Here is a 25,342-nt window from a genome sequence, read left to right on the forward strand (position 1 = left end):
ATAGAGTTCAGGAACTAAAACGTGATCCTCTAAAACTTTTATCCTAGCAAGGATTAAATAAGAATGAAATATTGTAGAAATTGTGGGGAGGAAAGTGGGATTGAGCTATAAAACCTTTTTTATAGCTCATTACTTATTAATAATTAGAGTTAAAGAATGTTTGATTTCAGAAATGTAGGAAAATATAATCCGTTAAATAAGGTGTAATTTAACCTTTTGGAGGTAGTTTTTTATTAAGATTGGTTGTTTTTTATGGATTTCAGCTTTTCAATACTTTCTTCGGAATAAAAATAGGCATTCCCTCTTTTTTCAAAAGCTAAATCGCCGTGGATTCTGTGGTGCATTAAATCGCAATCTTTGATTTTGGCCTTTTTCATTGCTTCTTTACTTGATAGCCAGCTTTTTTTGGAATTTTCCATTAATGATTAATTGTTTGTAAATCAGTTCTTTGTGGTTTGTTTATAATTATATGAATAAAATTTTCAATGTAATTGGAGGAACTTATCCAATTAGTTAAATTGCACTATCATTAAAATTACAATAAAATTCAATGACATTAAACAATGAAACCTTAAGGTTTTCAGGACATGACAAATTTCACTGTAAAGAGCAGTGGATCTTAAAAGGATTGCAACTTCTTGAAAATCAAAACGATAAAGATGTTTTTAAGAAAGTTGAAACTATTTCTACTTTGGGAGTTGGTAAAAATATGGTGAGGTCTATACAGCATTGGTTGAGAGCTTTTGGGCTGATAGATGACAATGTCAAGAAAACTGAATTTGCAGATTTATTGTTTATGACGGATGAATTGGATCCCTATCTTGAATATGAGGGATCTCTTTGGCTATTACAATATTTTATTTGTAACAGTCAATACGCTTCCATATTTAAATTGATATTTGCAGACTATTTCTCGGATAAAGCCACTTTGGAGTTTTCCGAATATCAGATATTCAGGCACATCAATAAAGAGCTTAAGGAGAAGGAACAAAAGCCTGTAGCAGAAAAGACATTGATTAATGATTTTAAGGTTTTTGTTCGATCATATGTCGCTCCTGCAAAAAACCACAAGACTGTTGAAGATGACTTTAATGTGCCACTTCTTCCTCTTAATTTAATTTCAAATACAGGAAGGAAAAACGATTATGGACAGTCGATATATCGTATTAATAAAGGTGGGCATGATATTCCTATTGAAGTATTTGCGTATTGTTTAATGATAGAATTTGAGAACGAAAAAGCTATCAGTTTTGACAATATCCGAACTAGCCTTGGAGCTTATTTATGCCTTTCCAATGATAAACTGGATGGCATCCTAAATCAATTAGCGGCTACCTATAAGGAATTTGTTTATATGGATGATGCTGGTGTAAGACAAATACAGATAAAGAAAACAACAACGACTTTTAAAAACGATATACTTAAAAAGTATTATGAGTTATACTAATAATATATCTACCAACATATTAAGGGATGAGTCAAAAAAAATCGACTACATCCCTACCGCCAATGGAAAAGAAATTTTCGATAGAATCTTTCTTCATAATTACGGTGCCAACAAATCCTTCAATTTAATTGGGAACTACGGTACTGGTAAATCCTCTTTTCTTTGGGCTTTAGAACAAAACCTTAATGGGAAAGCAGAATTCTTCACCAACATCATCGATCACGAAGACAAGTCCTTTGACTTTGAGTTCTTTAAAATCATTGGAGAAAACGAATCCCTGAGCTTAGTCTTAGCTAATGCTTTAGATTTAAAAACCAATGCCAACTCAAAGGAAATCCTTAATGCTTTAGAAAAGCAACGAAAAGCTGCCGAGAAAAATAGCAAAGGCTTCATTTTAATTATAGATGAGTTCGGTAAGCTTTTGGAATATGCATCAAAAAACAAGTCTACAGATGATATTTACCTATTACAACAAATATCTGAATGGGCTAACAACGATGATACTAATGCTTATTTTATCATTACCCTTCATCAAAACTTTGCGAGTTATGGTAAAAACCTATCCAGTCAAGATAAATTGGAATGGGAAAAGGTAAAAGGTCGTTTTGTTGATTTGGCTTTCAACGAACCCGTTGAACAGTTAATTTACTTCGCCAGTGAAAAACTTAAAGAGTTTAAAAAACCTATAACCTCAACTAAGAATCACAAAGCGTTAATCGATCATGTTAAAGCGTCCAACTTAGTTAACTTAAAAACAACAGTTAGCGATGATTTATCCAATGCTATTTACCCTTTAGACTGGTTATCAGTAAGCATCCTAGTTAATTCACTACAACGCTATGGACAAAATGAAAGATCTTTATTTTCGTTCTTAAGCGACTCCACCAAATACTCTATCAAAAACTTTAATAAAACATTTTTCACCGTTGCTAATGTGTATGACTACATTGTAAACTCATTACCAACAGAAATCTATAGTCCTGAAAATCCACATAGAGCACAGTGGCTAACCACTTTTAGAGCCTTGGAAAAAGCGGAGCTCATTTTTGGGGAAGATTTTGAAACCGTTTCAGAAGTTATCAAAACGATTAGTTTAGTAAATATATTCTCTAAAGTTGGTGGACTCTTTGATAATAATTTTATCACGAAGTATTTTGAACTTACCAGAGATATTTCTGTAAAAGACATTTTAAAAACGCTTGAGAAATCTGGGATTATAAGATTTTATAAACACAGTAATAAAATCAATTTCTTAGACGGTACTGATATCGATTTAGATCATGAATTACTGTTAGTCACCAAAGAAATCAACAATCAATTCTCATTATCTAATGAAATCTTAAACAGAATAGATTTCCCAATCTTATTGGCGAAGAAATATTCGTTTATTACTGGAACCAATAGGTTTTTTGAATTTAGAATATTAGACACGCTTGAAGATCTTACTCAAGCTGAAGGCCCAATTGATGGTTACATTAATTTAGTTTTTAATGACATCAAGCAAACGAATTTAAAGAAAGCATCTAAAAATCATGATGACAATTTGTTTGTCATATACAACAACTCTTCAAAGATTAGAGAGGAAGTTTTAATGATTCTAAAGTTTGAGAAATTACTAATTAAGCACCAATTAGATAAAAATGCTCTTAAACTTTTAAATGATGAAAAGGAGTATCATGTTAACAAGTTAACCGATTTGGTCACCAATGAACTTTTTGACAACGATCAAAACATTTGGATTCATAATGGCCGTACAGAAAAGATTCAAAGCAAACACAAACTCTACAATAAGCTTTCGGAGATTTGCTCAGAGGTATTATATACCGAAACACCAATTTTTAAAAACGAGCTTATAAATAAAGAGTTTTTAAGCGCACCTATTAATACAGCAAGGAAAGCATTATTTAGAACTCTCCTTGAAAAGGAACAGCTTGAAGATATTGGATTTAAGAAGGATAAATTCCCGCCTGAAAAAGCGATTTACATTAGCTTATTAAAGGATACTAGTATCCATCAAGAAAATAAGGACATCGGCTACTATAAGTTAGATGAACCTTCCGAAAATTCTAACTTATACCAGCTATGGAAGAAATCAGAAGAATTCCTCAACAGTACCGTTTCAAATAAGATAAACCTTAGCGAATTTTATGAAACTTTATCTAAAAAACCTTTTAAACTAAAAAAAGGATTTATTGAATATTGGATTCCTATATTCCTAATTGCTAAACGAGAGGATTACGCTTTATTTCACGTTGACGGTGGATTTATTCCATTTTTAACGGAAGATACCTTAGATTTAATCCACAAAAAACCACAAGACTTTTTAGTAAAAAGTTATGATGTGTCAGGATTAAAACTAAACCTAATCGAGAGTTATAAAGAACTGGTTCAAATTGGAGACTCTAATACGGGAACCCAATCAACATTCTTATCTATTTTTGGTAACTTTTTAAGGTTCCAAAGAGGATTAAATAATTACACCCTTAAAACTAAAAACCTCTCTTCTAAGGCCGTAAAACTACGAGAAGCTATCATTAGCTCAAAAGACCCAGAAGATGCCTTATTTAATCAATTTCCGGCTGCTTTAGGCTATCATCATTTAGCTATCAAAGAAGATGTTGAGGTTTTAGGTTCATTTACTGATCAAATTCAAGAAGCCATTCGTGAAATTAGAGTGGTTTATGACGAACTCATCAATCGTATTGAACATACGATTACGGAAGCTTTTTATTGTACTTCAAAAGATTTCGAAGTTTATAAAGAAGAAATAAACTTAAAATTAGCAGGATTAAATACCTCGGTATTAAGTCAAAAACAAAATATATTTTACAAAAGAATTTCATCACCTCTTCCTGATCGTATGAGCTGGATAAAGTCGGTAGCTGACGTTGCTTTAGGGAAAGGCATTGAGGACATGCTTGATGAAGATGAAAACCTGTTAATGGCAACCCTAAATGATTTAGCTTTAGGACTTATTAAGGCAACAGAAATTCAGAATTATAATAGTAATTCAAAAAATGGTAAATTGTATTCCATCCGATTCTTTGGAGAAACAGGAGAATACAAAGATGATCGATTATTTGTCGACTCAAAACCTTCTAAAGAGTTCAATGATATCAAGAACAGCATCAGTGAATCCATTAATAAACTGGATGAAGCGAAGCGTAAAGAACTGTTAATTGATTTACTTTCAAAAGAAATGAGCATATAATATGGGAAACATAAAACATTTATTAGGAATATCTGGAGGAAAAGATAGTGCAGCTTTAGCCATTTACATGAGCCAAAACTATCCTTCTCTTGATACAGAATACTATACTTGCGACACTGGAAAAGAACTTAAGGAAACCTACGATTTAATATCTCGTTTAAATTCCGTACTTGGAAAAGATATCGTCATCTATAAATCTATGGATGAAGACAACTCTCCAATGAAAAATCCTTTTGATCATTTCTTAGCCATTTACGGAGGATACCTTCCTTCTGCAACAGCAAGATGGTGTACTAATAAAATGAAATTACAGCCCTTTGAGAATCATGTTGGTGATGAACCTACCATTTCCTATGTAGGGATTAGAGGTGATGAAAACAGAGAAGGTTACGTTTCTAAACGAGAAAACATTCAAACGATATTTCCGTTTAGAAAAAACATTTGGAGTGAAGATGTTATCAAAAAAGTATTAGCCAATACAAACACCGAACTTATTAAAAGCTATTACGAAGAATTAGCACCTGAAAATCTTATCGCAAATGCCTTAAAATATGTTGAGCAACCTATTTCACCTAAATTCACGCAAAGGCAAAAATTAAACGCTCTTATTGATGTTGATGTAAAGCTTTTTAATAAAGTTGTATTCCAATACCTAAAAACCACAGACTATCCAGTTGGTAAATTAGACTCTTTCCCTTTGATCGAAAATGATGAGGTCATTGGATTAAATGATGTGTTTCAACTGCTTGAGGATTCAGGCGTTGGGGTCCCTGCTTATTATAAGCCAATAGAATATCAAGTGGAAATTGATGGTGAAATCAAAAAGGGGACTTACTCGCGTAGTCGTTCAGGTTGTTTCTTCTGTTTTTACCAACAAAAAATTGAATGGGTATGGCTATTAGAACAACATCCTACATTATTCGAAAAGGCTATCGAATATGAGAAAGAAGGCTATACGTGGATGGAAGAGCCATTAGATGATTTAAAGCGCCCGGAACGTGTGGCAGCAATCAAAAAGGAACATTTTCTTAGAATGAATAGAGAGAAAAACAGATCACGAACCGGACAAAGCTGGCAGGATGAAATCCTACAAGCTGAAGGTGAAGGTTGCGCAAGCTGCTTTATTTAAACTGCTCTAAAAACTAAAATAGCGAGAAATAATCTCGCTATTTTTTTGCTTAATTTTAATTATTAAACTGAAATCAAATTCATTTACATCAATAAATACATGGGTTTAACAGGAAACGATCTGTTTTAAATATCATTCCCACAAGTTCTTTCTTATAAAACTCCTTGCGATTCTCAAAAAATGATTCAGTAGGAACATCATCTTTAAAGTTAGAACTATCAAGTAGCAAATCAAAATGACTTTTATCAAATACACCACTTTTAGCCTGAGGCCCCTTGGTATTCAAAGATTGAAAAATTGAATGATTAATAAAAGCATCATTTTCCATTTCTGATGACTTATCTATTTTCTCTTTAACACTCAAATTTCCAAAACTTGAGTTTTTTGCACTTCCTAAAAGAATCATATTTCCAAAACTATTTACAATTCGGTTTCTTTCATCATGCTCAAAATACCCTGAAGACCTTTCTCTTTGCGGTTCAATATGTTCTAAAGTAATATCACTAACAGAATACGAACCATTTTCTCCCTTATTATATAAAATATACAATAAAACCTTCATAATATTCTTATGCGAATTATTTTGGTAATTTAAAAGATCTAAATTATTCTCAAATTTTGATAACTCTTTTGAAAAAAAACTATTACTTACACTTTTAAGGTCATCTATTAAATCATTCAAATCCTTCTCATCAAACCTACCTTTATTCAAGAAATTGTGATATCTATTTAAAAACTCTTTACCTGTTTCAGGTAAAGCTTTAGATGAAAGATTATTAACCTTTCCCACTAAACCGATCTTAAATAGTAAATCACTACTTATTAAGTAAAACTTATTTAAAGTACTTATTTTTTTATACCCTGAAATATCAAAGCTATTCCAAATAACATCTTCTTGAATAACATCTTTAATAGATTTAATATTCGAAAGATTCAAAAAGGCAATCATAACTTGCCTTCCCCAATGAAATTTAACATTATGAATACCCGATAAATTCCATAAAAGCGAATTATTTAAAACATTACCCTTAAAGAATTTTTTATTTGTGATTTCATTCAATAATTTAGAATAAAAAGACAGTCTCCTAAAATAATCTTGCGCAGATTCTTTTTTTCTATAATATTCAGGTCTTTCTTCAATTTTATTCGATAAATATGAATACTCATATGTAGATTTAGCATAACCCTCGGATTTAATAACATCACTTACTAAATTAACACCCTTAATTTCCTCTTCATTATCCTTTAGTTTCCTCCAACTCTCCTTGCTATAATCTTCTTTTAAATGCTCAACAAAATAATTCTTTAGCAAATCTAAAACCGTCAACTTCCTCGCAGTATCATTCAATACCTCAAACAATTTAAACGAGTCATCTTTGTTTTCTGATTTAATTAAAGCCATTCCTGAGTTTTTCAAATACTTGTCTAATTGACTTTGAATTTCTTCCAAAATCTTATCATTAAGTTTGTTTTCAGAATAGAATTTTCCCATTAAATAATTGAAAATAGTTTCCAAATTTTCAGCATACGGATTATCTTGACTATCCGTTATTAATTTTATTTTCTTATCTGAAATAGAAATATCTGAATTTTCTATAACTCGCCTTAGTTTTTCATTTATATCCGGATCATATATTTTAAGTCTCTGTACCCTTTCTTCGCCGTCTAATAAATATTTATTTGATATCCTAAAAAGGAACTCTTCTGGCAGCTCTTCTTCCTCATTTCTATCCAAATCCAACAATTCATAATCGAATTTTCCGAAAACAAGTCTTTTCTCTGAATCCTTGAATATTTTCTCTAACTTACCTATCAACTTACCAATTGCAAATGCCTTCATACCCAATGTATGAGGATTCTTAAATCTATATTGAGAAATAAGGTAGTGAAGTAACCCCATCAAATAAAATGTAGTCAATCTCTGCTGTCCATCAACTACCTCATAAATTTTCTCATAATCTGAATCACTATCTATTTCCAAAATAACAGCTCCGAGAAAATAAATATCTTCATCTCCTTCATCTTTATCATCAAGATAGTAATCAATGTCAGAGAGCATTCTAACAATACGATCCTCTTCCCAATCATATTCTCTTTGATAAATTGGCACTATTAATTGATTTATTTCAACTCCTTCATCTTTACAAGAAAAAAAATTTTTATAAGGTGTTTGTAAGGTTGGCTGTATGTTTATTTTCATTTACTATTTAGATTTCATTTAATTGACTATCCTTTGTTCGAGATATTTATTTAAATCTTTATTTTTAAACAACTCAACTAATTCAGACCCGATTGATAAAAAATCAATTTTATTTTCAAGCTCAGAAACACTTCTAAAATCATTAATATCTTCAAATAAACAGACATCAATAAAACCTTTGTTTAGAAAAACTTTGAGAGGGAGCCCTATGTTACAATTTGTTGAAATAAATTTATCTTGATGAAAATTCCATAATTTTCAAAATTCATTATTTAACTTATCAAATTTCAAATTAGAAATTTGATTTTCAGAATAAATACCTAACAAAGAAATTAATAAAATTATCTGATGAGGGGCAAGATTCCCCCCCCCCCCCTTGCCTTATCTCTTTTTAATCTGTTAACAAACTCTTCTGGATTCATAATCTTAAATCTACCTTTGAACAACTTCTAACAAATAATCGTCAGGACTATCAAACTTACGTTCATAACCAGGTGTTTGTCGAATCTCCAAAATATGTTTAGCCCCTCCTTCTGCATACTCACTAATTACTGTCAATAATTTACGAGAATTTAGAAAATCACTCGATTCCTTAGCCTCTATTTTCCCAATAGCCATAAGTAGCAAAGCATGAGCTATAGACTCTGATCCATTTGTAATCATTTGATATTGAAAAGAAGATTGATTAGGTAAACTTGCTCCCTCTTCCTTTTTATCATTTATCATACCTATGATCGCCGACCAAGCATATACCTGCCAGTACTTTGAAAAGAATTTATCATCCTTAGTTTTTAATGATTCTTGTTTTCTTGCAAACAAATCTCTTATTTGTTCAACATAGGCTCCATAATGGACATTTCTTTTGTTTATTTCTGTAAATAGCTTTTCCATTATTTTATTATATTGATATATGTTCTTTTATTAGTTCTCGATTCTTTCCCTTCTTTGTCAATTAGATCATTTTTCAATTCATAGTACTTACAAATATTTGCCTTACCAATAAATTTTGACCGTTCTTCACCCTTAAGCTTATTGTAATCTTTTGACATTATAATAATCTGATTAAAAGAATCTGTTAGGTTTTGAGTCAAAAATAAAGTATTATCATCATCAAAATCAGAGGTAGGTGCATCAGCCAATAATGGAAACGAACGATTCATTTTCTTCTCACTAAGCGATAAGAAAGCATTAGCTACTGCTAACTTCTGGGCTGTTAATTCAGCTGTATTTAAATTTGTTAAGGTTTTTTTAGTCAATTTATCTATGATGCGAACACCACGATCAATCTCTATCTGTCCCTGTGTAATGCCGCCTAAATATTTGGTATACAGCGCGTTGCTTTCGTTAGATATTTCCTCGATCAAATGTGATAAAGCGGTATTTTTTAATTTACTTAATGCCTTATTAATAATATCTATATACTTTTCTGATATAACCTCTACTATTTGATTAGATTCATCCGTTGGAATAACTTTGGTCTTACGCGAAAGCAAGTGAAAAAGCTTTTCTTCTTCAGAAAACTTGTCTTGCTCATCCATTGAAATTTTACGTTCAATAGATGACTTACTAGTATTCAAACTTCTTATTTTATTTAATATTTGCTCAGCATTTATGGAACCCAATTTAATTTCAGAAGCATTTTCTACTCCTGAATCTGAGAACAAATTTTCTCTCTTTTTAATTAACTTTTTCCTTTTGGTAATTAACTTTTCAATCTCATTATCATTGCTAATTACCTCTTCAGTAATCCCTGGCAATTCATTTAATAAGTTTCTTTTAAAACGATTAAGTTCTGTATAATTATCCGCAAGTATTTTTTGTATTTGATTATTTCTAAAATCTTGCATTCTTGCTTCTAAAGCTTCATAAGCGGGAGAGCCTTCCTCCACTTCACGTTCACATATGTAACAAACATGATCCTCCAACATTTTTTGTACATATTCTGGTCCAGGCAATGTTATTGGAACAGGATTTTCTGATTTTTGAAATGACTTCAATTCATCACTTAAAATTCCAAGGTTTTTTGTTGAGTCTTTGATTAAGTCATCACATTTATTTAATATCCACTTTGAAATAAACTTTTCCTTACCTAAAACTGAAAGAGAATCAATTTTATCATTAATAGACTTTATTTCATAATCATATTGATGCAATTTGCTTTTTAGCTGAGTATACTTATCATAACCTTTTAGCTTATCTTCTTCTTTTAAAATGGATTCTGTAAGATCTTGTAGTTCCTTTTGATTTTCTAAAAATTTAGACTCATAAGATGCTATTTTCTTTCTGGTAATATCAATATCTGAAATCAAACGCTCTTGTTCATTAGAAAACTTTTTTTGCTTTCTTAATTCTGAGTCAATTTTTTTACCAATACTGATAACGGATTTTTCAGTTATTGTCACTAGGTTCTCATAAATAGGAAAATAAGATATTTCTTTTATAGCATAATTTAATGTAGCAGGTCTACTAAAATCATATAGTTCATCTAATGTCTCTCCTTGAAACCACATGAACTTTCTAATACTTACAGGAAATATCTTATCTAAGAACCACCGATGTTCCCCTCTCTCTAAATACTTAGTCTCACCGTCTTGAACGTACCAAATTAGAAGTTCGGGCTTTGATATAGGAAATACATCTTCACTCCCTTTTTTATAAGTTATCTCCTTTTCAAAATGATACTCAACTAAGTCTCCTTTAGGCTCTTCAATTTCATGGTATTCTGCGGTTAAAGTAATCTTTATGGATGTTTTCATGACATCATCTACAGCGGTCTTAGAAACAACATGATCAGGTAAAGTTATGACCTTATCAGCCGACTTCCATTCCTTTTTAGTTGTATCATCTTCCTTATCAACATAAACATTATTAAAAAATGTCCAATGAAAAGCATTAAATAAATGGGATTTACCTCCTGAGTTTTTAGCCGATACAATGTTTAATCCTTCATCAAAAGTGAATTCATTATAATCCACATAACAAAAGAAATTCTCAATCTCTACTCTGTTAATTATCATTCTTAATTTGCTTTAATTCTCATATAGTTAATTATAAAATTTTCAAACTCCCCCCTTGCTTTATCCGTCAAATCAGAGTCTGATTTATATCTCAACAAAACATCAAAGGCTTTGTACAACACAGAAGGATCTAAATCTTTTTCCTTTATTATTTCTGAAAATTCTTTTTCATTAAGAATTTCACGAAATTCTTCTCTTAATGAGTCATTTAATGTTTTCATTTCTAGTTATAATTTTCAAGTTCTTTGTTAGCTAATTCGTAAATATCTATATCTAGATCGTAGCAGACCTGTTCCAATTGCCTTAAACATAAATCCTTATTTTCACTTAAAACTGCAAAATTGACCAATCTTCTTAGCTCCGAGAGAAATATGTTTTTTTCTATTTTAGTTAGTTTCTCATCAGTATCGGTATGATTAATTATAGGTTTAACAATCAGATCATAAATAATTGCATGATCCTTTCCTGAAAACCTTCGTAAAACCCGTCCTCTACGCTGTACATATTGCCGTGGATTTCCTGTTGAAGAGCAAAATATAGCATATTTAGTTTGCGGAATATCTACGCCTTCATCAAGACATTTCATTGCTAATAAGGCATCTAATTTGTTAGTTTTAAACTGTTCTAATATTTGATTTCGGTTATGAGTCTCTCCTGTAAACTTGGCCATTCTCAAACTATAAGCATCGTATAATGCCTCCAAATAATTATCTATTAATCGATCATTTTCTCTCTCAATACCGAGAACATCATCATCATTTTCAACATAATTCACCTCAATGCCCTCGGGTACATAAATAAAAGCGTTATTAAAGTTTTCACTGCCTATTTCTCCGACAATAGAAACTAACTCATTTAATTTTCTTGATGCTTTATGAATAACATTCTTTCTTTTTATCAGTAAATTATTCACATACTCCGACTCATAATATTTGCCTGTCTCGGGATTTATGTATTTTGTAAGTTCCTTAGAAATCTTTAAATACTCATCTTGCTCTTCGGGTTCTAAACTAACAATCTTAGGATAGTAATAATATTTACATAAAACGCCATTATCTATTGCTATTTTCATGTTATACTCAAACGTATACTCGTCAGGAGACGTATCGAAGTATTGGGCTAAAACGGTATTTCCATAATCATCAAATTGACGCTCAGGAGTTGCTGATAATCCTATACGATTTTCTATATAATTTGGAAGAACACGAGTAAAACCAATAGAACCCATAGTATGAGCTTCATCAGCAATCATTGTTATCTTATCAAAATCATTTTTAAAACAATCCTTGAAAATGGACTGAAAATTCACCCCCTTAAAAGTCGCATAGGTTGTAATTATTGCATAGTCTACTTGCCGTCCAAAAATCACAGATTTCCCAATACTTTTTAACTCATCCTTCCAATTACCATTAATACTACAACAAAGAATAATATTTTGAAAATTAAATTTATCTCTAACCTCACTCACCCATTGAGATGCCAATGCTGTAGTTGGGACAAAAACAATAAACTTATAAAAACCATGCTCTTTATATTCATTAAGCATACAATTTAAAGATGTAATTGTCTTCCCAGTTCCTGTGGCCATGGCAAACAACCCTTTTTTATTATTATCCAACCATTTTTTATGTGCCAAAACCTGATAATCATAAGGCTCTCCACCATAAGGGAACCTTGGTTTATTTTCCATCTCTACGAAATGTTGTAGTTTTTCAATAGCTCTTTTTATGGAATTTTGAATATTTGAATTCTTAAGTATATTATTTCTTTTTCGCAATAATTCCTTTTCATTAACTATTAAATCTTCAATTCTTTTATTTCCAAATTGTTCACATATAGCCGATTTTACCTCATCAATACTTAAATATTCCACATGCTCAACTTGTTCCGAAAATAAACTATCAAAATGCTTGTTTTGTTTCATAACAGCTCTATTCGAACTACTATCTTCCCAAGACAATCGACACTCTAATTCCTCCAAATTTTCAAGAAATCCATAATAAGTGAAATTACATGAAGACTTATAACTAATTGAATTTTCTCCATCTGAGAAAACACCAGACTTATAATGAGAAATCCCTCTTCCCTTTTTAGGTCGAATTATTTTTATCTCAATTCTATTATTGGCTATTAGCCAAGCAAAACATTCAAAAAAATGAGTACCATACTCATCCAATGTTTTTTTAAGCTCCTTTATATCATTAAAGTTTAATAAGCTTGAAGAAAGATTTTCTTTATTTTGCCCTCTTTTTATAGCTTCTTTATCTTCTTCTGAAAGCACATTGTTAATTATTGCTCTCATTTTACCTCCTGAGCAAATAAAATTAGCAAAGCCCAGAGACAAAACATTTAAAGCTGAAGAACTGAAATAACCTAATAGTAAATCAAATGTTTTACTATTACATAGAGCATCTAAATAAAATTGTAAAGGTTCATCTTCGGTACCTGTTTTGTAATCTCTATCTTCTGCCCATGTTACATCTTTTAGCATAAATTTGAATTTAATTCTTTTCGGATTAAAAACTTAAACGCAATATATTTTTTGTGTTTTTCATTTTTAGAGCTTTCAAAACATGTGAAAGCTCAACGATTTCTGAATTACATGCACTACCTGTTGAAGCCACAAATTCTTTAGATTTCATCATTAAATATTGCTCAGCTTCAAAACCTATTAAAGTAACACTAATGATGTGAGGAGCTCTATTAGCTTCTTTGAAATTTACATAACCTATGTTGTTGCTTTCATAGTAGGTCTCCAATTCATGTCTTTTTTTAATTAGGTTTGTAACGTTAGAATCAAACTCGATTTTGGCTACTTCAGAAGCTTTACCAAGACCTACAATTAAAGGGGTATTATAGGTGCCGCCTCTTAGGCCTTTTTCTTGTCCTCCTCCATGGATTAACGGGATGATCTCAACACCTTGTCTTTTGTAAAGGGCTCCAATTCCCTTAGGTCCATTTAATTTATGTCCTGAAAGGCATAACATGTCGATATTGTCCTTTTCTATATCTACTTTAACTTTACCTACAGCTTGCGTGGCATCACAAAAAAAGCTGATTCCGTATTCTTGGGCTATCTCTCCTATCTCTTTTATTGGTTGTATGATGCCTATTTCATTGTTCACATACATAATTACAAAAAGTATAGTGCTTTCTGTTACGGAATTCCTCAATTGCTCCAATGAAATGAGACCGTTATTGTCAACATCCAAATAGGTCACTTCAAAGCCTTTGCTTTCTAGATATTCGCAGGTTGCTAATACAGCTTTATGTTCCGTTTTAACGGTTATGATATGATTTCCTTTGTGTGAATTTGCTTCGGTGAATCCTTTTATTCCAAGATTTATTGCTTCCGTTGCTCCCGAGGTAAATATGATTTCCTTGGTATTAGCATTTATTAAATCAGCAACTTGAGACCGGGCTTTTTCAATGGCGTCTTTAGCAATCTTTCCATAACTGTGGTTACTAGAAGCATTACCAAAAAGATCAGTAAAATATGGTAGCATTTCTTCCAAAACCCTTTTGTCTACTTTTGTTGTTGACGCATTGTCTAGGTATAAAGGCAATTTTGGTATTGACATTAATAGGGTGGTGGTTAAATTTCGAATATATTATCCTCAAATATATTAAAACATAAATTTTTTTTCATAAATAATGACAAGAAAAAGGTAGGTAATATGGGTGCTTTTTTAAGTTTATTGCGTCAATTTGTTAAAAAGATGTAAGTTGATATTGTAATAGTGAGTTGGCTACCTAAATAAATTCCTTTTTGGGAATAACGTATTCTGCTAGCTTTACACCTTTACTTATTTCAGTGTGGTAAGAGGTTTGTATTCTTGCGGCTTCTGCAATGTCTTTTTTTGAAAATTTACTTTTCTGGATATGCTCTGCATACTTAATTCCGAAGAGATGGATCATGGCTACGGCAGATCCTTGTGGTGCGTTATGGTGCATTTCGCCTAATTTGGCGCCTAATTCATTTATGGTCATGTGTTGGTTTTTTGGGTTGGTTGTTATTATAAATACTACTTATTTCTGAAAATAAATCAACATGTGATAGGTTTATCTCCACTAAAATATGGATTTTGAGGACACGTGTTTTACGGTTATCCTTAATGAATATTGGTGGATTTTGGGGGTAAAACCATTAAAATAAGTTTAATTTAACGGTTTTTGTTTCTTGTAATGAAAGAGTCTTTTTGGTCAAACAAAAATATCGAGAGCTGTTAACCTTCGATATTTATACTTTGTACACTTGGTGATATGCTACCCTTTTTATGTAATTCTTGTCTAATCTATTCTAATAAATTTACCAAAAACCCAACCAACTACTCCGTTATCTCGTTTTACTTTATACCAAGATTCATTGATGTAATCTACAGTATCTTCAGGCACCATGCCTTCTTTTGTCTTTCCTTCTTTAGTTTTAAAACTTATTAAAAGTTCTACAGGTGATTCTTCATTAATTGAAATGACTTTAACAGATTTTCCTTTTTGTAAAATGTTGTCTTCACCCTCTCTATCAGTTACAATAATGTCACTTTTGATTAATGCAGTTTGTTCTTCAGAAGTGTAGGTGCCTAAGACAACAACTTTTTCTCCAGCTTCTTTAAAAGATCCTACTATATTCGATGTTGTAGAATGTCCATTTCTGATAATTATATCTGTTCCTGTAATTGTTGCATAGTTATCATTTTTTTCTTCATTTTTACTTGCCATCCACTCTTCTCCATATTCCATCATATCCGATTCATATTCGGCTTCAAGTTGAGACATGTCTTCTTCAGTCAATTCATCAGAATTTGAGGCAACTTCTTTTTTAGGTTTTTCTTTATCAGTTGTTGAATTTGTTACTAAAGTTTTTTTACTTCCCGCTTTTGTGTATTCCTTTACTTCATCTGCTTTTCCCGACATCGTTACAAATGCTAGTGAAAAAACTAATGTTATAGTTCCCAATATAATTCCTGCTATTAGGCCTGTTGGGAGTTCTTTATCTTTTTTTTCTTCTATTTCAGGGGATTCAATTAATTTTTTAAAATTATTTGCTCCATATAGCTCTTTATACAAGTAAATATTCTTTTTGATTCTTTTGTTTTCTAAAGCAAATAAATGGGCAAGAGGTTTTATGAGGAAAGGAAGGGCAAATAACAATACCCATATATTAGATATAGGCGAATACAATATGATCAGCAATAGAATCACTGCTATAAAGTAATTTATGCGGTAAAAAATCATCCGGGTTTCCTTTTTATTACTTTTAAATGCATTCTTTATATGATCGTGATCTTCTGCTAAGAATAATTTATCTTCATTCCCTAAAAGGTAGGCTTTTATAGTTTTTCCTTTTGTTAAAAAGTAATTCTTTATAAGTTCTTCTGTAAACATAATTTTAAAATTCTAATGTACCGCCATTGAGCAAATCATCAATTTCTTGATCACTAACATCGCTAGCTTCATTTGGGTTATGAAAATTATTTATTGTATTAGCCAACTGTCCTAAAGACATATTATCAGCATTATTTTGAAGTTTTAAAAAATCTTCTTGATTTTTCTTTATTTTTTCTTTTAGGTTTAAAAGTTTTTCTTCGTAATTCTTTAAAAATAGGTCAGTTAGTTCCTTGTTTTTCTTTTGAAGAATACTTTGTTTTTGCTTTAGGTCAATGGTTTTTAAAACATCCGACAAGCAAGATATTCCTGTTAGTACAATTGCCTTTTTGGAATCATTGTCAATCTTGTCGAAGCGTTTGTCATTTTCCATTTTTTTGAAAAGTAAATTGACGACATGTTCTTTGTTTTCGGCATTGTTTACAATTAGTTCCTCATAATAATTATGAATATTTTCAGTTAAGAAGTTTTTGTACTCATCAGAACTCATTTTGGTTAGTTCTGTTTGAGTAATAAGGCTATTTTCCATGTTATATAAGTTCATTAGAAATATTTAGTTCAAGAACTCCTTTTGAAGAAACAGTGAAATCTTTGATGTGAGTTAATAAGTCTTTTAAAATTCCTTTATTTCCTGTTTCACTGAAAACAGTTCTTATTCTTTCCGAATTATTTTTTAACTCTTCTTGAATATTTAGTTTTCTATTTGTTAACATGTCAATATCATTAAGATTTGTTTCTTTTAATTCAGCTTCTCTAACAATATCTTTTTGAGTGTTTTCGAATTCATCAACAGAAGGTTTGCAGTAAGTATACCAATCGATTAGCGTTTCGTTATAAAGATTAATAGATTTTGTTGGAGATATGATTTTATAAAACAAATTTGGCTTAACAGGCATGGAAGCCAATAAAAAGTTATATTCGGGTCTCTTCAAATCAATGACTTCCGTTAGCATTTGATGTCTCGAATCGTTAAACCTAATTTGTTCGTTTTTATCAATTAATTCAGCTTCAATTACTCGAAATTCCGTCAATAATTTTTTGTTACTATCTCTTAAATCTCTTATTTCTTGATTAGAAATGATCTGCTCATATAGTGGTGAGATGTCATCAGCTAACTTGTTGATTGCTTTTTGGCTAAATAATTTTAATTGAGGAATTAATTTGTCTTTTAATTCAGTATAGAATCTACCTAGTTTTAAAATATCGTCTAAAATTAATTGCACATCGCTCCTCATTCCTTCCTTCATTTTTTCAATGTCCAGTTCTATTTGGGCAATTGTTTTTTTAGCTTGACTTCTTGATTTCAATACAGCCGCACCTCCTTCAATTAAAAATCCTACTGCCGCAGCTCCAGCAGCCCCTTTTAAATTGGAGTTGTTTAATTTTCCTGCGTTTGCTAATTTTGAAGTTTTGCTTAAAAACTTGTTGAACTCATTTTTCCCTGAGAGAGCCATTGCAGACAAATGTTGTTGATGTGCCTCTCTGAATATTGCAACATTGTCATTGATGCATGAAAAATAGGTGTCTAATTTGCCATAACGATCTTCAAAACTTTCCCAATTAATTTTAGAAACATCAAATAATTCGGGTTCTGACGCCTTTATATTGTCTCCAAATAAATCAATTAAAAGGGCTAATAAATCTTCTCGAATTAGTTTTAATTTGTTTCTAGTTTTATCAAAATCATCGACTAAGTTTAAATTTATATCTTTTACTTTTTCATGAGTTTGGATGATTTTTGTGTATTCTTCTTTAATATTGAAAGCGTGTTCTCTTATTGCTTCAACTTTCGAACTCCCCGTAATGGAAATTTCCTTTTTAGGTTTTAAGCTGTCAATTTTTTTTTGGATAGTCTGAATTTCAAAAGTTCCATCAACTTTTTTTACCGTTTCAGTTTCTTGTGCAATAAGATTAAAATCATTTAAGTCTATTTGCGGATTTTGAATATTTAGGGCCTCCACACGTTGTTCAACTCGTGAAGGATTAAAAACTCTATTTTTCCCATCATTATCAAGAATATTATTAACGATGGCATTTTGGATACTAGAAGAATATGAAGATTTCAAATAAGCCTCCTTTAGTAATTGCTTGATGTAGAGTCCTTCCTTTAAATTGACTTGAAGCTCTTCATTTAAGTAATCAACAAGCATTCTTCGGTTAATAATTTCCGAATCCAAACTAAGTCGTTGTGCTTTTTTTATAATAGCATCAACTAATTTATTATTGATGCTAGTTGCATCTTGTATGATAATTTCTGTATGTGTCATTATTTATACCTTAATTTTTGAAAACATCATAAATTGCTATATTATATTTTAAAAGTTAAATCCTTTCAACGGCAAAATACTGTGGGCTTAAATACCTGTCTAGTTTAAGTCGATATCATGTACTCTTATAAAAGGCTTTGTAATTTTATCTGCTTCATCAAAAGGGTTAGAAAACATTGAACTTACCTGAACAGATAAGCCTGCATCAACGTACTCTCCTTGGACGTTAATGGCGTGTTTGGTTTTTTTTTCAAATGTTGCCATAATTTCTAGTGATAAATGGGGGTTAGATCTTCTTGGGATACCTGCTCCCAATCATGAAAATTAATTTTAAACATTGTCATTCGAGATTTTACTCCAAGAATGGTGGGATAGTGTTGCAGATGAATTAGTTGGTTTGCATTTAGTTGGAGTACTCATTTTGGAGATTAGCGTGTCATTTTTTGTGATTCCACAGGTTCTACATTGGTAAGTTGCCATAAGCTTAAAATTTGGTTGGTTATTTAATTGGTTGATAAAAATTGAATTTGTTTACAGTGTTTTGTATTCCAAATACCCTGGACTCAGATATCCTTCGGGTTTTAAGTCGATATCATGTACTCTTAAAAAGGCTTTGTGAATTTTATCTGCTTCATCAAAAGGGTTAGAAAACATTGAACTTACCTGAACAGATAAGCCTGCATCAACGTACTCTCCTTGGACGTTAATGGCGTGTTTGGTTTTTATTTCAAATGTTGCCATAATTTCTAGTGATAAATGGGTGTTAGATCTTCTTGGGATACCTGCTCCCAATCATGAAAATTAATGTCATTGGCCCCGACACTGCATGTTGGTTTTGTTTCCAGCTGTGAAATAAGGGTGTCGTTTTTTTGTATATTGCATTTACGGCATTTGTAGGTGGCCATATGGAAAGAAATTTTGGTTGGTTGTACTTGGTTTCGTACACAAATCTAGTCGTGAAACGGACAAAATGTGTCCCCTTAATAATGAGGTGGTGTGTTTTTGCCTATAATTTTCTCTAAAAAATCCTAATGGACATAAATAGAGATGATTAGTGTTTGGCTTTTTGAAGAATGAAAATAATTCAAAAAGACTGCACTTTCAGTAGGAACTTTAAATAACCGAAATGTAGTGGAATTTTCCAATGCTAGAATAAAGGTGTTCCACTATTCGTAATAAGCTGCAATGCGTTTTACGTGGGATTGTATAAAATTCTTGACAGGTTTGGGGCTAATTACTTTAATCCAGATATTATACTTTAAAATTTCCATTAAAAACTCGTAGTTCGGTTCTACGCAAATTTTAATTTCTCCCCACATATCTGGGTCATAATAATCTAAGACTTTTGTTTCTGGTTTTTTAGGATAAGCTATGAGTTCTTGAGATGGATGCATTTTGTTAGCTTCTAAGTATTTTAGATGGTGGTTGGCTACTTTTAAATGGATCCATTCTGGTTTCATATTGGTTTTTAAAATCCCGATCGAGTGTTTAAAATAATCTCTTTCGTCAAATTCTATTGGGATATTTGGAGTTTTAGAAGTTACGGTAAATTCTCTAATACGCCTGTCCATGCAAAATGCATAAATTCCAATGTCTGTATTGTGGGCTATTAAATACCATGCATTGTTGATCTCTTTTATATGCAGTGGTAGCACAGTTCCTTTGAATGTTTTGAACTTGTTGTCATCATACCATCCTTTATATTCCAGATCTACCAATAACTGGAGCTCTATGGCATTAATGAGCGCTACTATATCTACGTATTCGCTTAAGGATGTTCTAGCAGATGAGACAAAATCTTTCCAGGCGTGCGCATGATGATTCAGTAAATAAAGTTCTGTTTTCTCGTATATTTCTTTAAGTTGTTTGTGGTCTTTTGTAAATGTGTCTTCAACATAAAACCCATAATTGCGCTTATGCTTAATGATAATTTTGTAGTAAGACTCAATCTTTTTTAAATCCCGATTTATGGTTTTTCTGCTATGTAGTTCCACCTTATCGTAAAGCACATCCTCTCGGTTTCTGCCTCGGATGTTTTCAAGGGTGTCTTGTAGTTGCTCTAGTGATACATATCCCTCTGGAAGTCCATACACCTTTGGTGTGGTAATAATGCGCATAACATAGTAGCGACGGAGAAATTCTGGAGTCATAGGTTGGTTTTGTGAAAGCTAAAAATACTAAACAGAATACAAACTCGGGGCGTTTTTTATCTTTGAGACACAATTCATAATTATGGCCCTTTCATTCAGTAAACAAGACGTGAATACAACCTTTTGGTTTTCAGTAGAGAAACTTATTCTATTAATTGTTGGAGTTTTTGTTATGCCTAAAATATTTAATGCTTTGGGGGCTGTCGACATAGGGAAACTGAAATTGGCTGAATCTGTTTTAGGTATGTTTTCTCCTTTGTTCTTTTTGGGATTATCGGCGGTTTGTATCCGCGAAATAGTGGTTAACCCAAAGGAAAGTCAGCGAATAATTGCTACCGCATTTTTTATGCGGTTTGTGGCCTGGCTGATTTTTTTAGTAGGTTTTATCAGTTATTTGTTCTTGGCGGATAATAAGAGTTTGCTATCTATTTATTCCGTTTTGGTTTTTGGGTATCTATTTAAGCTAACAGATGTGTTTGAATATTACCTACTCGCCAAAAAAAGGGCTAAGCTCATTTTTGTGGGGAAGGTTCTAAGTCTGCTTTGTGTTGTCTCTTTGCAGTACTATGGGATAAAGCAACATTTGGATGTATTGTATTTTGCGCAAATAATTGTTTTGGATTTTTTGCTCCAGGGAATATTTTACTTCATTGTATTGCGGGCTAAAAATGAAATAAATTTTAAGTATTGGAAATTCTCTAAAAAATTGGGGGTAAGTCTTTTTGTTATGGCGTTACCTTTAATCGTTTCTGAAGCGCTTGTGATGGTGTATATTGGTATTGATGAGGTTGTTTTAAAATACTTTCATGACGATCATGCTAATGGGGTTTTCGCAAGTGTTCAATTTTTGGTCATAGGGTTGTGTTGGACTATCGGGTTTGCAGTTATAAATGCTTTGTATCCTTCACTAGCGGAATCTTTTCATTTTAATAAGGGGTATTATTATAAAAAAAATGGGCAGCTACTGTTCTTTATGGTTTTATTGGGTTTAGGCATAGCTGTTTTTTATATGGTTTTTGGAAATTATATACTCGACAATTATTTTTCAGAACAATATCAAGATGGTAAAACAGCTTTGCTTGTATTTTGTTGGGCCCCTTTATTCGTTTTTATTGGAATGCTTTACGAAAAACATTTGCTCACCACCAACCGTTTAAAGCATAATATATATCGTTTTGCTTTGGGGTGTCTAAGCAACTTGTTGTTGTGTTGCGTTCTTGTTCCGAGATATAATGTAACAGGTGCTGCTGTTGCGGTTTTAACAAGTCATTTTATAACTAATATTGGTTACGTTGCTTTTGATAAGAATACCCGAAAAGACATCAAAAATTTGCTTAGAGTTCAATAATAATACAATTGATTTTTAGTGTCACTTCAAACGTGTTTTTGGTATCTCTTTACAGGAGATTGTTAAATGAAGTTAAATGAAGATTGTTGGTTATCGTTAATTTGCTGGAGCATTTGTTTTAGCTCGAATATTGCCCAGTTAAGTTGTGCAATATCTTGTTTGGTAGCTGGCAGGGTGTGAGGAGCAAGAAGTTTCTTGGTACCATATTGTGCTGCTTCCGCGGCCAGATGTCCGACTGCAGAGTTGGCTATCGCAGCAACGTTAATTTTGTTTAATTTTTCTACGACTTCATTCAGTTTTTCTTCCATTTGATTTTGGGGGATGGCTAGCCCTGTTTTCTGTTCTTTATTTTGGTCAGGGGATTTTTGGTAGTGGCCTGATACATATTTGTAGCCATTTCGTTTGTAGCTGGCTAATGTTTTACAGCTCTGGCAGCAATATATTTGATTGCGCCTCCTGGCCCTAAATTCAACGTGACAATGTTTGCAGTGTTTTAAAATTCCCATATCACTCCTGTCTTACAAGTTTTTTGAATATATCACTCCTTTTGTAGTAAACGCGATTTCCTAATCGGTATGAAGGAAGTATTCCATTTTTTCTCCAGTTCCATAATGCTTGTTTGGAGCATTTTAAAAAGGCTAGCGTTTCGTCTACGGTAAGAAGTTCTTCTGACTCAGGTAGATGAAGGTTTTTTAGATATTTTTTGAGTTTGTCATCAACGCCATCTAGAATATCTATTTTGAACTCTTCGGGCTTTAATTGGTAGAAGTGCAATTGCTTTGCCATAGTTTTGTACTATTTGATTTCTATTCAAATATCCAAAAACTATTTTCAAGGAAAAGGGTCACAATGTCCCGGACCTAGCTCATTATTTTTGAGTGAGGGAGATTAAATGTTTTATCATCAAATTTATCGGATAGTTCTTGGTATTTGTCATTTTTAGGATTTGCGTATTTTCTTAAAGTATCAAGAGAAGGTTTTATTTTGAAATTGAAAGAGTTTAAAATTTGACGGCTTAACTCATTGTAGTTTACTTCTCCATTTTTTAAAAGAGGGGCTTCTATGTAGTTTAGGTCTGTTAACTTAGAAATGATTATAGCTAAATGAGATGGCTTCCCAACCCATTGAAGTGAGTTTGGATTGGATTTGTTGAATAATTTTTCTAGTCTACCGAGATAGTTTGAAGTTATTTTTTTTCTTTCCATTAAATCTTCTCTAAGGTTGCCTGTTTGGCATTTATGATAAAAGGATTCAAACTCATAATTCCAATTTTTAATGGTTCCTTCTGTTAGGACAAATTCATCTTCTAGAGTTTCTTCTTTGAAATATTTAGTGTGCGGTGAAAATTTAGAGTTTTGTATAACTTCTTCAAATTTAGGGAGGATTTTTCTCTGGAGGATTTTTTGTAAAAAACCCGGGTTTTCTGAGTATTCGAATTGTGTGTCTAAAAATTCCTCAATTTCGAGAATGTCTATATCGAAAAAGAGATTTTTCATGAAGTGTTTTAAATAAAAGTCTTTAATAAGTTTAGGTTGGTAGTGTTCAAAGTTTTTTAAAAAGTAATTTGGGGTTTCTTCGTTAGTTTTCTGACGAATGTTGTAGGGAGTTGGGTCTATTGCAAAAATATTGTTTTCCATGGTTGGTTAGTTGATTATTGAAAAAAGGCAGAGTCGGCAATTTTTACGGCTCTTTCCTGAGGGGTAACTTTGATATAATTATAAAATTCCTTTTCGGTTGTGTGCCCGCTCAAGGCCATGATATCTATTACTGGCATTTTTGATAAATAAGCATTGGTGCAGAATGAGCGCCTTGCAGTGTGGGTCCCTATCAGATCGTATTTGTTTATGGGGTCTTCCTTAACGTTGCCACCAATGGTTTTTTTTGTGATGACAATATCCTTGATTTTTGCTTTCCGCCCTACTTTTTTTATGTACTCGTTAATTTGTTGGTCGGCCATTTTTTTAGGTAGATCTCCATTGTATCTTTCCTTCATTATGGATTTAATTTTTGGGTGTATTGGTATGTAAACAGTCTTTTTTGTTTTCTTCTGATGAATTTCAAATACCTTTCTCCCTTCAAAGGTTTTTATGTTTTTTTGGGTTAAACCATTGTAGTCTGAAACCCGTTGCCCCGTAAAATAACCTATTAAAAAAATGTCTCTTGCACGTTCCCAATCCTTGTTGAAGGAAAGGTCTAGGCTGTATAAATCATCAATTTCTTGTGCGGTTAAATATATAGAGGTTGTTCTCTCTGAAACACGCCTAAAATCACGGTGTTTATATTTTAAGTTGGTATTAATACCGTCTTCGGTAGCTCTGTTCATTAAGGCTATGATGTTTTTGATGTGCTTTCCAATTGTGTTTAGTGAATACTCTTTTTCTTCTAAAAAACTAACAAAGGAATAGTAGAATGTCATATCAATCTTGTCAAAGTCCAAACCGAAATGGTTTTCTTTGTTAAAATCCTTTAGTTGCTTGATGGTCTGTTTGTATGCTCTTATAGTGATTAGATTCAATTTCATTGCAGATGAACTAATCAGATTTGTTTCGTGAATTTTAATAAACCTATCGGCATAAGTAAAGAAAGTGAAATGAGGTAGGGAAGATTCTTCTTTTCTCCCCATGATATCATCATATATAGATTTCAGAACTAACTTGTTTTGTTTGTCCGGTTCTTCGAGTTTAGAAAGTTCTTTGGTGAACTTAGATTTTATTTCAGATAGTCGACTATTAATTTCTTCTCTGTTGTTAATTGTAGAAACTGATCTTACTCTTTGGTTTCCATTATCCCAAAACTTAGGAAGAATTTTGAACCCTGTAGAATATTTTATTCTATTACCGCGGCCGAAACTGTAGTCAAAAAGAATAGGTGTTTCCTTTTGTTCTTTTGGCTGTTTTAGTCTAAATTTGATAGTTCCTGATGTGGGTTGGACAGAGCTCATATGTTTGTATAATTGGATTAAAAGGGGACAACATAAGGGACAACATTTTCTTTAATTGTGTTTAATTCAAAAATACTTAAAATATTAATTGAATAATTAATCTCCTGTAAATAATAGTGTTTATGGGCGTTTTTGGTAAAATGACTTAATTTGAAGTCAACTAAAATTACGTTCAGGTGGGACCACAGAAAAACTTGATAGAAGCGCTGTTGAATTGAAAGATTTGCAGCGCTTTTTTTATGCTCTG

22 protein-coding genes are annotated in these 25,342 nt (G+C 31.9%); 4 read left to right on the top strand and 18 right to left on the bottom strand.

The features are described from left to right. Positions 1-233: 233 nt before the first annotated feature. The gene (locus ZA06_RS06575) at positions 234-419 is read right to left on the bottom strand and encodes a hypothetical protein (RefSeq protein WP_053976580.1); all 186 of its coding nucleotides are present in this window, start codon (positions 417-419) and stop codon (positions 234-236) included. A 131-nt stretch (positions 420-550) separates the two neighbouring features. Between ZA06_RS06575 and ZA06_RS06580 the strand changes: the two genes are divergently transcribed. From ZA06_RS06580 to ZA06_RS06590, 3 genes are read left to right on the top strand one after another with little or no spacing between them, the layout of a single operon-like run. Beyond that, positions 551-1,447, top strand: coding sequence for a DUF4007 family protein (locus ZA06_RS06580; RefSeq protein ID WP_053976581.1), 897 nt, complete (start codon positions 551-553; stop codon positions 1,445-1,447). Beyond that, complete coding sequence (locus ZA06_RS06585) at positions 1,434-4,658, top strand: hypothetical protein (protein ID WP_053976582.1); 3,225 nt, start codon at positions 1,434-1,436, stop codon at positions 4,656-4,658. Before ZA06_RS06580 ends, ZA06_RS06585 begins: the two co-directional genes overlap by 14 nt. Position 4,659: 1 nt before the next feature. Beyond that, a complete protein-coding gene (locus tag ZA06_RS06590; protein WP_053976583.1) occupies positions 4,660-5,787 on the top strand; it encodes a phosphoadenosine phosphosulfate reductase domain-containing protein in 1,128 nt (375 codons plus the stop codon). An 88-nt stretch (positions 5,788-5,875) separates the two neighbouring features. Here ZA06_RS06590 and ZA06_RS06595 read toward each other — a convergent pair whose 3' ends face one another. The 13 genes from ZA06_RS06595 to ZA06_RS06655 all read right to left on the bottom strand — a co-directional run bounded on the left by ZA06_RS06595 (position 5,876) and on the right by ZA06_RS06655 (position 20,806). Then, entirely contained in the window at positions 5,876-7,987 is a 2,112-nt protein-coding gene (locus ZA06_RS06595) for a DUF262 domain-containing protein (protein WP_053976584.1), read from the bottom strand. Between the two features lie 432 nt (positions 7,988-8,419). Next, positions 8,420-8,878, bottom strand: coding sequence for a hypothetical protein (locus tag ZA06_RS06600; protein ID WP_053976585.1), 459 nt, complete (start codon positions 8,876-8,878; stop codon positions 8,420-8,422). Next, complete coding sequence (locus tag ZA06_RS06605) at positions 8,878-11,004, bottom strand: AAA family ATPase (RefSeq protein WP_053976586.1); 2,127 nt, start codon at positions 11,002-11,004, stop codon at positions 8,878-8,880. Before ZA06_RS06605 ends, ZA06_RS06600 begins: the two co-directional genes overlap by 1 nt. Positions 11,005-11,006: 2 nt before the next feature. Next, a complete protein-coding gene (locus tag ZA06_RS06610; protein ID WP_053976587.1) occupies positions 11,007-11,225 on the bottom strand; it encodes a hypothetical protein in 219 nt (72 codons plus the stop codon). 2 nt (positions 11,226-11,227) lie between these two features. Then, on the bottom strand, positions 11,228-13,495 hold the full coding sequence (locus ZA06_RS06615; protein ID WP_053976588.1) for a DEAD/DEAH box helicase family protein: 2,268 nt from the start codon (positions 13,493-13,495) through the stop codon (positions 11,228-11,230). A 25-nt stretch (positions 13,496-13,520) separates the two neighbouring features. Then, positions 13,521-14,585, bottom strand: a complete 1,065-nt coding sequence (locus tag ZA06_RS06620; RefSeq protein WP_053976589.1) for a cysteine desulfurase family protein — start codon at positions 14,583-14,585, stop codon at positions 13,521-13,523. A 172-nt stretch (positions 14,586-14,757) separates the two neighbouring features. Next, complete coding sequence (locus ZA06_RS06625; RefSeq protein WP_053976590.1) at positions 14,758-14,994, bottom strand: HTH-like domain-containing protein; 237 nt, start codon at positions 14,992-14,994, stop codon at positions 14,758-14,760. A 300-nt stretch (positions 14,995-15,294) separates the two neighbouring features. After that, the gene (locus ZA06_RS06630; RefSeq protein WP_053976591.1) at positions 15,295-16,389 is read right to left on the bottom strand and encodes a hypothetical protein; all 1,095 of its coding nucleotides are present in this window, start codon (positions 16,387-16,389) and stop codon (positions 15,295-15,297) included. A 4-nt stretch (positions 16,390-16,393) separates the two neighbouring features. Then, positions 16,394-16,918: a hypothetical protein gene (locus tag ZA06_RS06635; protein WP_157503123.1), complete on the bottom strand. Its 525-nt coding sequence runs from the start codon at positions 16,916-16,918 to the stop codon at positions 16,394-16,396. A gap of 1 nt (position 16,919) precedes the next feature. Beyond that, a complete protein-coding gene (locus tag ZA06_RS06640) occupies positions 16,920-18,656 on the bottom strand; it encodes a hypothetical protein (RefSeq protein ID WP_053976593.1) in 1,737 nt (578 codons plus the stop codon). 99 nt (positions 18,657-18,755) lie between these two features. After that, a complete protein-coding gene (locus ZA06_RS06645; protein WP_053976594.1) occupies positions 18,756-18,971 on the bottom strand; it encodes a hypothetical protein in 216 nt (71 codons plus the stop codon). 216 nt (positions 18,972-19,187) lie between these two features. Next, entirely contained in the window at positions 19,188-19,397 is a 210-nt protein-coding gene (locus tag ZA06_RS06650; protein ID WP_157503125.1) for a DUF6140 family protein, read from the bottom strand. A 425-nt stretch (positions 19,398-19,822) separates the two neighbouring features. Beyond that, a complete protein-coding gene (locus tag ZA06_RS06655; RefSeq protein WP_053976596.1) occupies positions 19,823-20,806 on the bottom strand; it encodes a helix-turn-helix transcriptional regulator in 984 nt (327 codons plus the stop codon). Positions 20,807-20,915: 109 nt separating this feature from the next. Here ZA06_RS06655 and ZA06_RS06660 point away from each other — a divergent pair, with 109 nt between their 5' ends. After that, positions 20,916-22,154 (top strand): flippase, encoded by a 1,239-nt coding sequence (locus tag ZA06_RS06660; protein WP_168155207.1) that lies wholly within the window; start codon positions 20,916-20,918, stop codon positions 22,152-22,154. Between the two features lie 62 nt (positions 22,155-22,216). Here ZA06_RS06660 and ZA06_RS06665 read toward each other — a convergent pair whose 3' ends face one another. The 4 genes from ZA06_RS06665 to ZA06_RS06680 all read right to left on the bottom strand — a co-directional run bounded on the left by ZA06_RS06665 (position 22,217) and on the right by ZA06_RS06680 (position 25,095). After that, positions 22,217-22,660, bottom strand: a complete 444-nt coding sequence (locus tag ZA06_RS06665; protein ID WP_053976598.1) for a hypothetical protein — start codon at positions 22,658-22,660, stop codon at positions 22,217-22,219. Between the two features lies 1 nt (position 22,661). Continuing rightward, complete coding sequence (locus tag ZA06_RS06670; RefSeq protein ID WP_053976599.1) at positions 22,662-22,940, bottom strand: helix-turn-helix transcriptional regulator; 279 nt, start codon at positions 22,938-22,940, stop codon at positions 22,662-22,664. 74 nt (positions 22,941-23,014) lie between these two features. Next, positions 23,015-23,791, bottom strand: coding sequence for a hypothetical protein (locus ZA06_RS06675; protein ID WP_053976600.1), 777 nt, complete (start codon positions 23,789-23,791; stop codon positions 23,015-23,017). 14 nt (positions 23,792-23,805) lie between these two features. Then, positions 23,806-25,095: a site-specific integrase gene (locus ZA06_RS06680; RefSeq protein WP_053976601.1), complete on the bottom strand. Its 1,290-nt coding sequence runs from the start codon at positions 25,093-25,095 to the stop codon at positions 23,806-23,808. Between the last annotated feature and the right edge of the window lie 247 nt (positions 25,096-25,342).

This window comes from Mangrovimonas xylaniphaga (genome assembly GCF_001280435.1).
Lineage (GTDB): Bacteria > Bacteroidota > Bacteroidia > Flavobacteriales > Flavobacteriaceae > Mangrovimonas_A > Mangrovimonas_A xylaniphaga.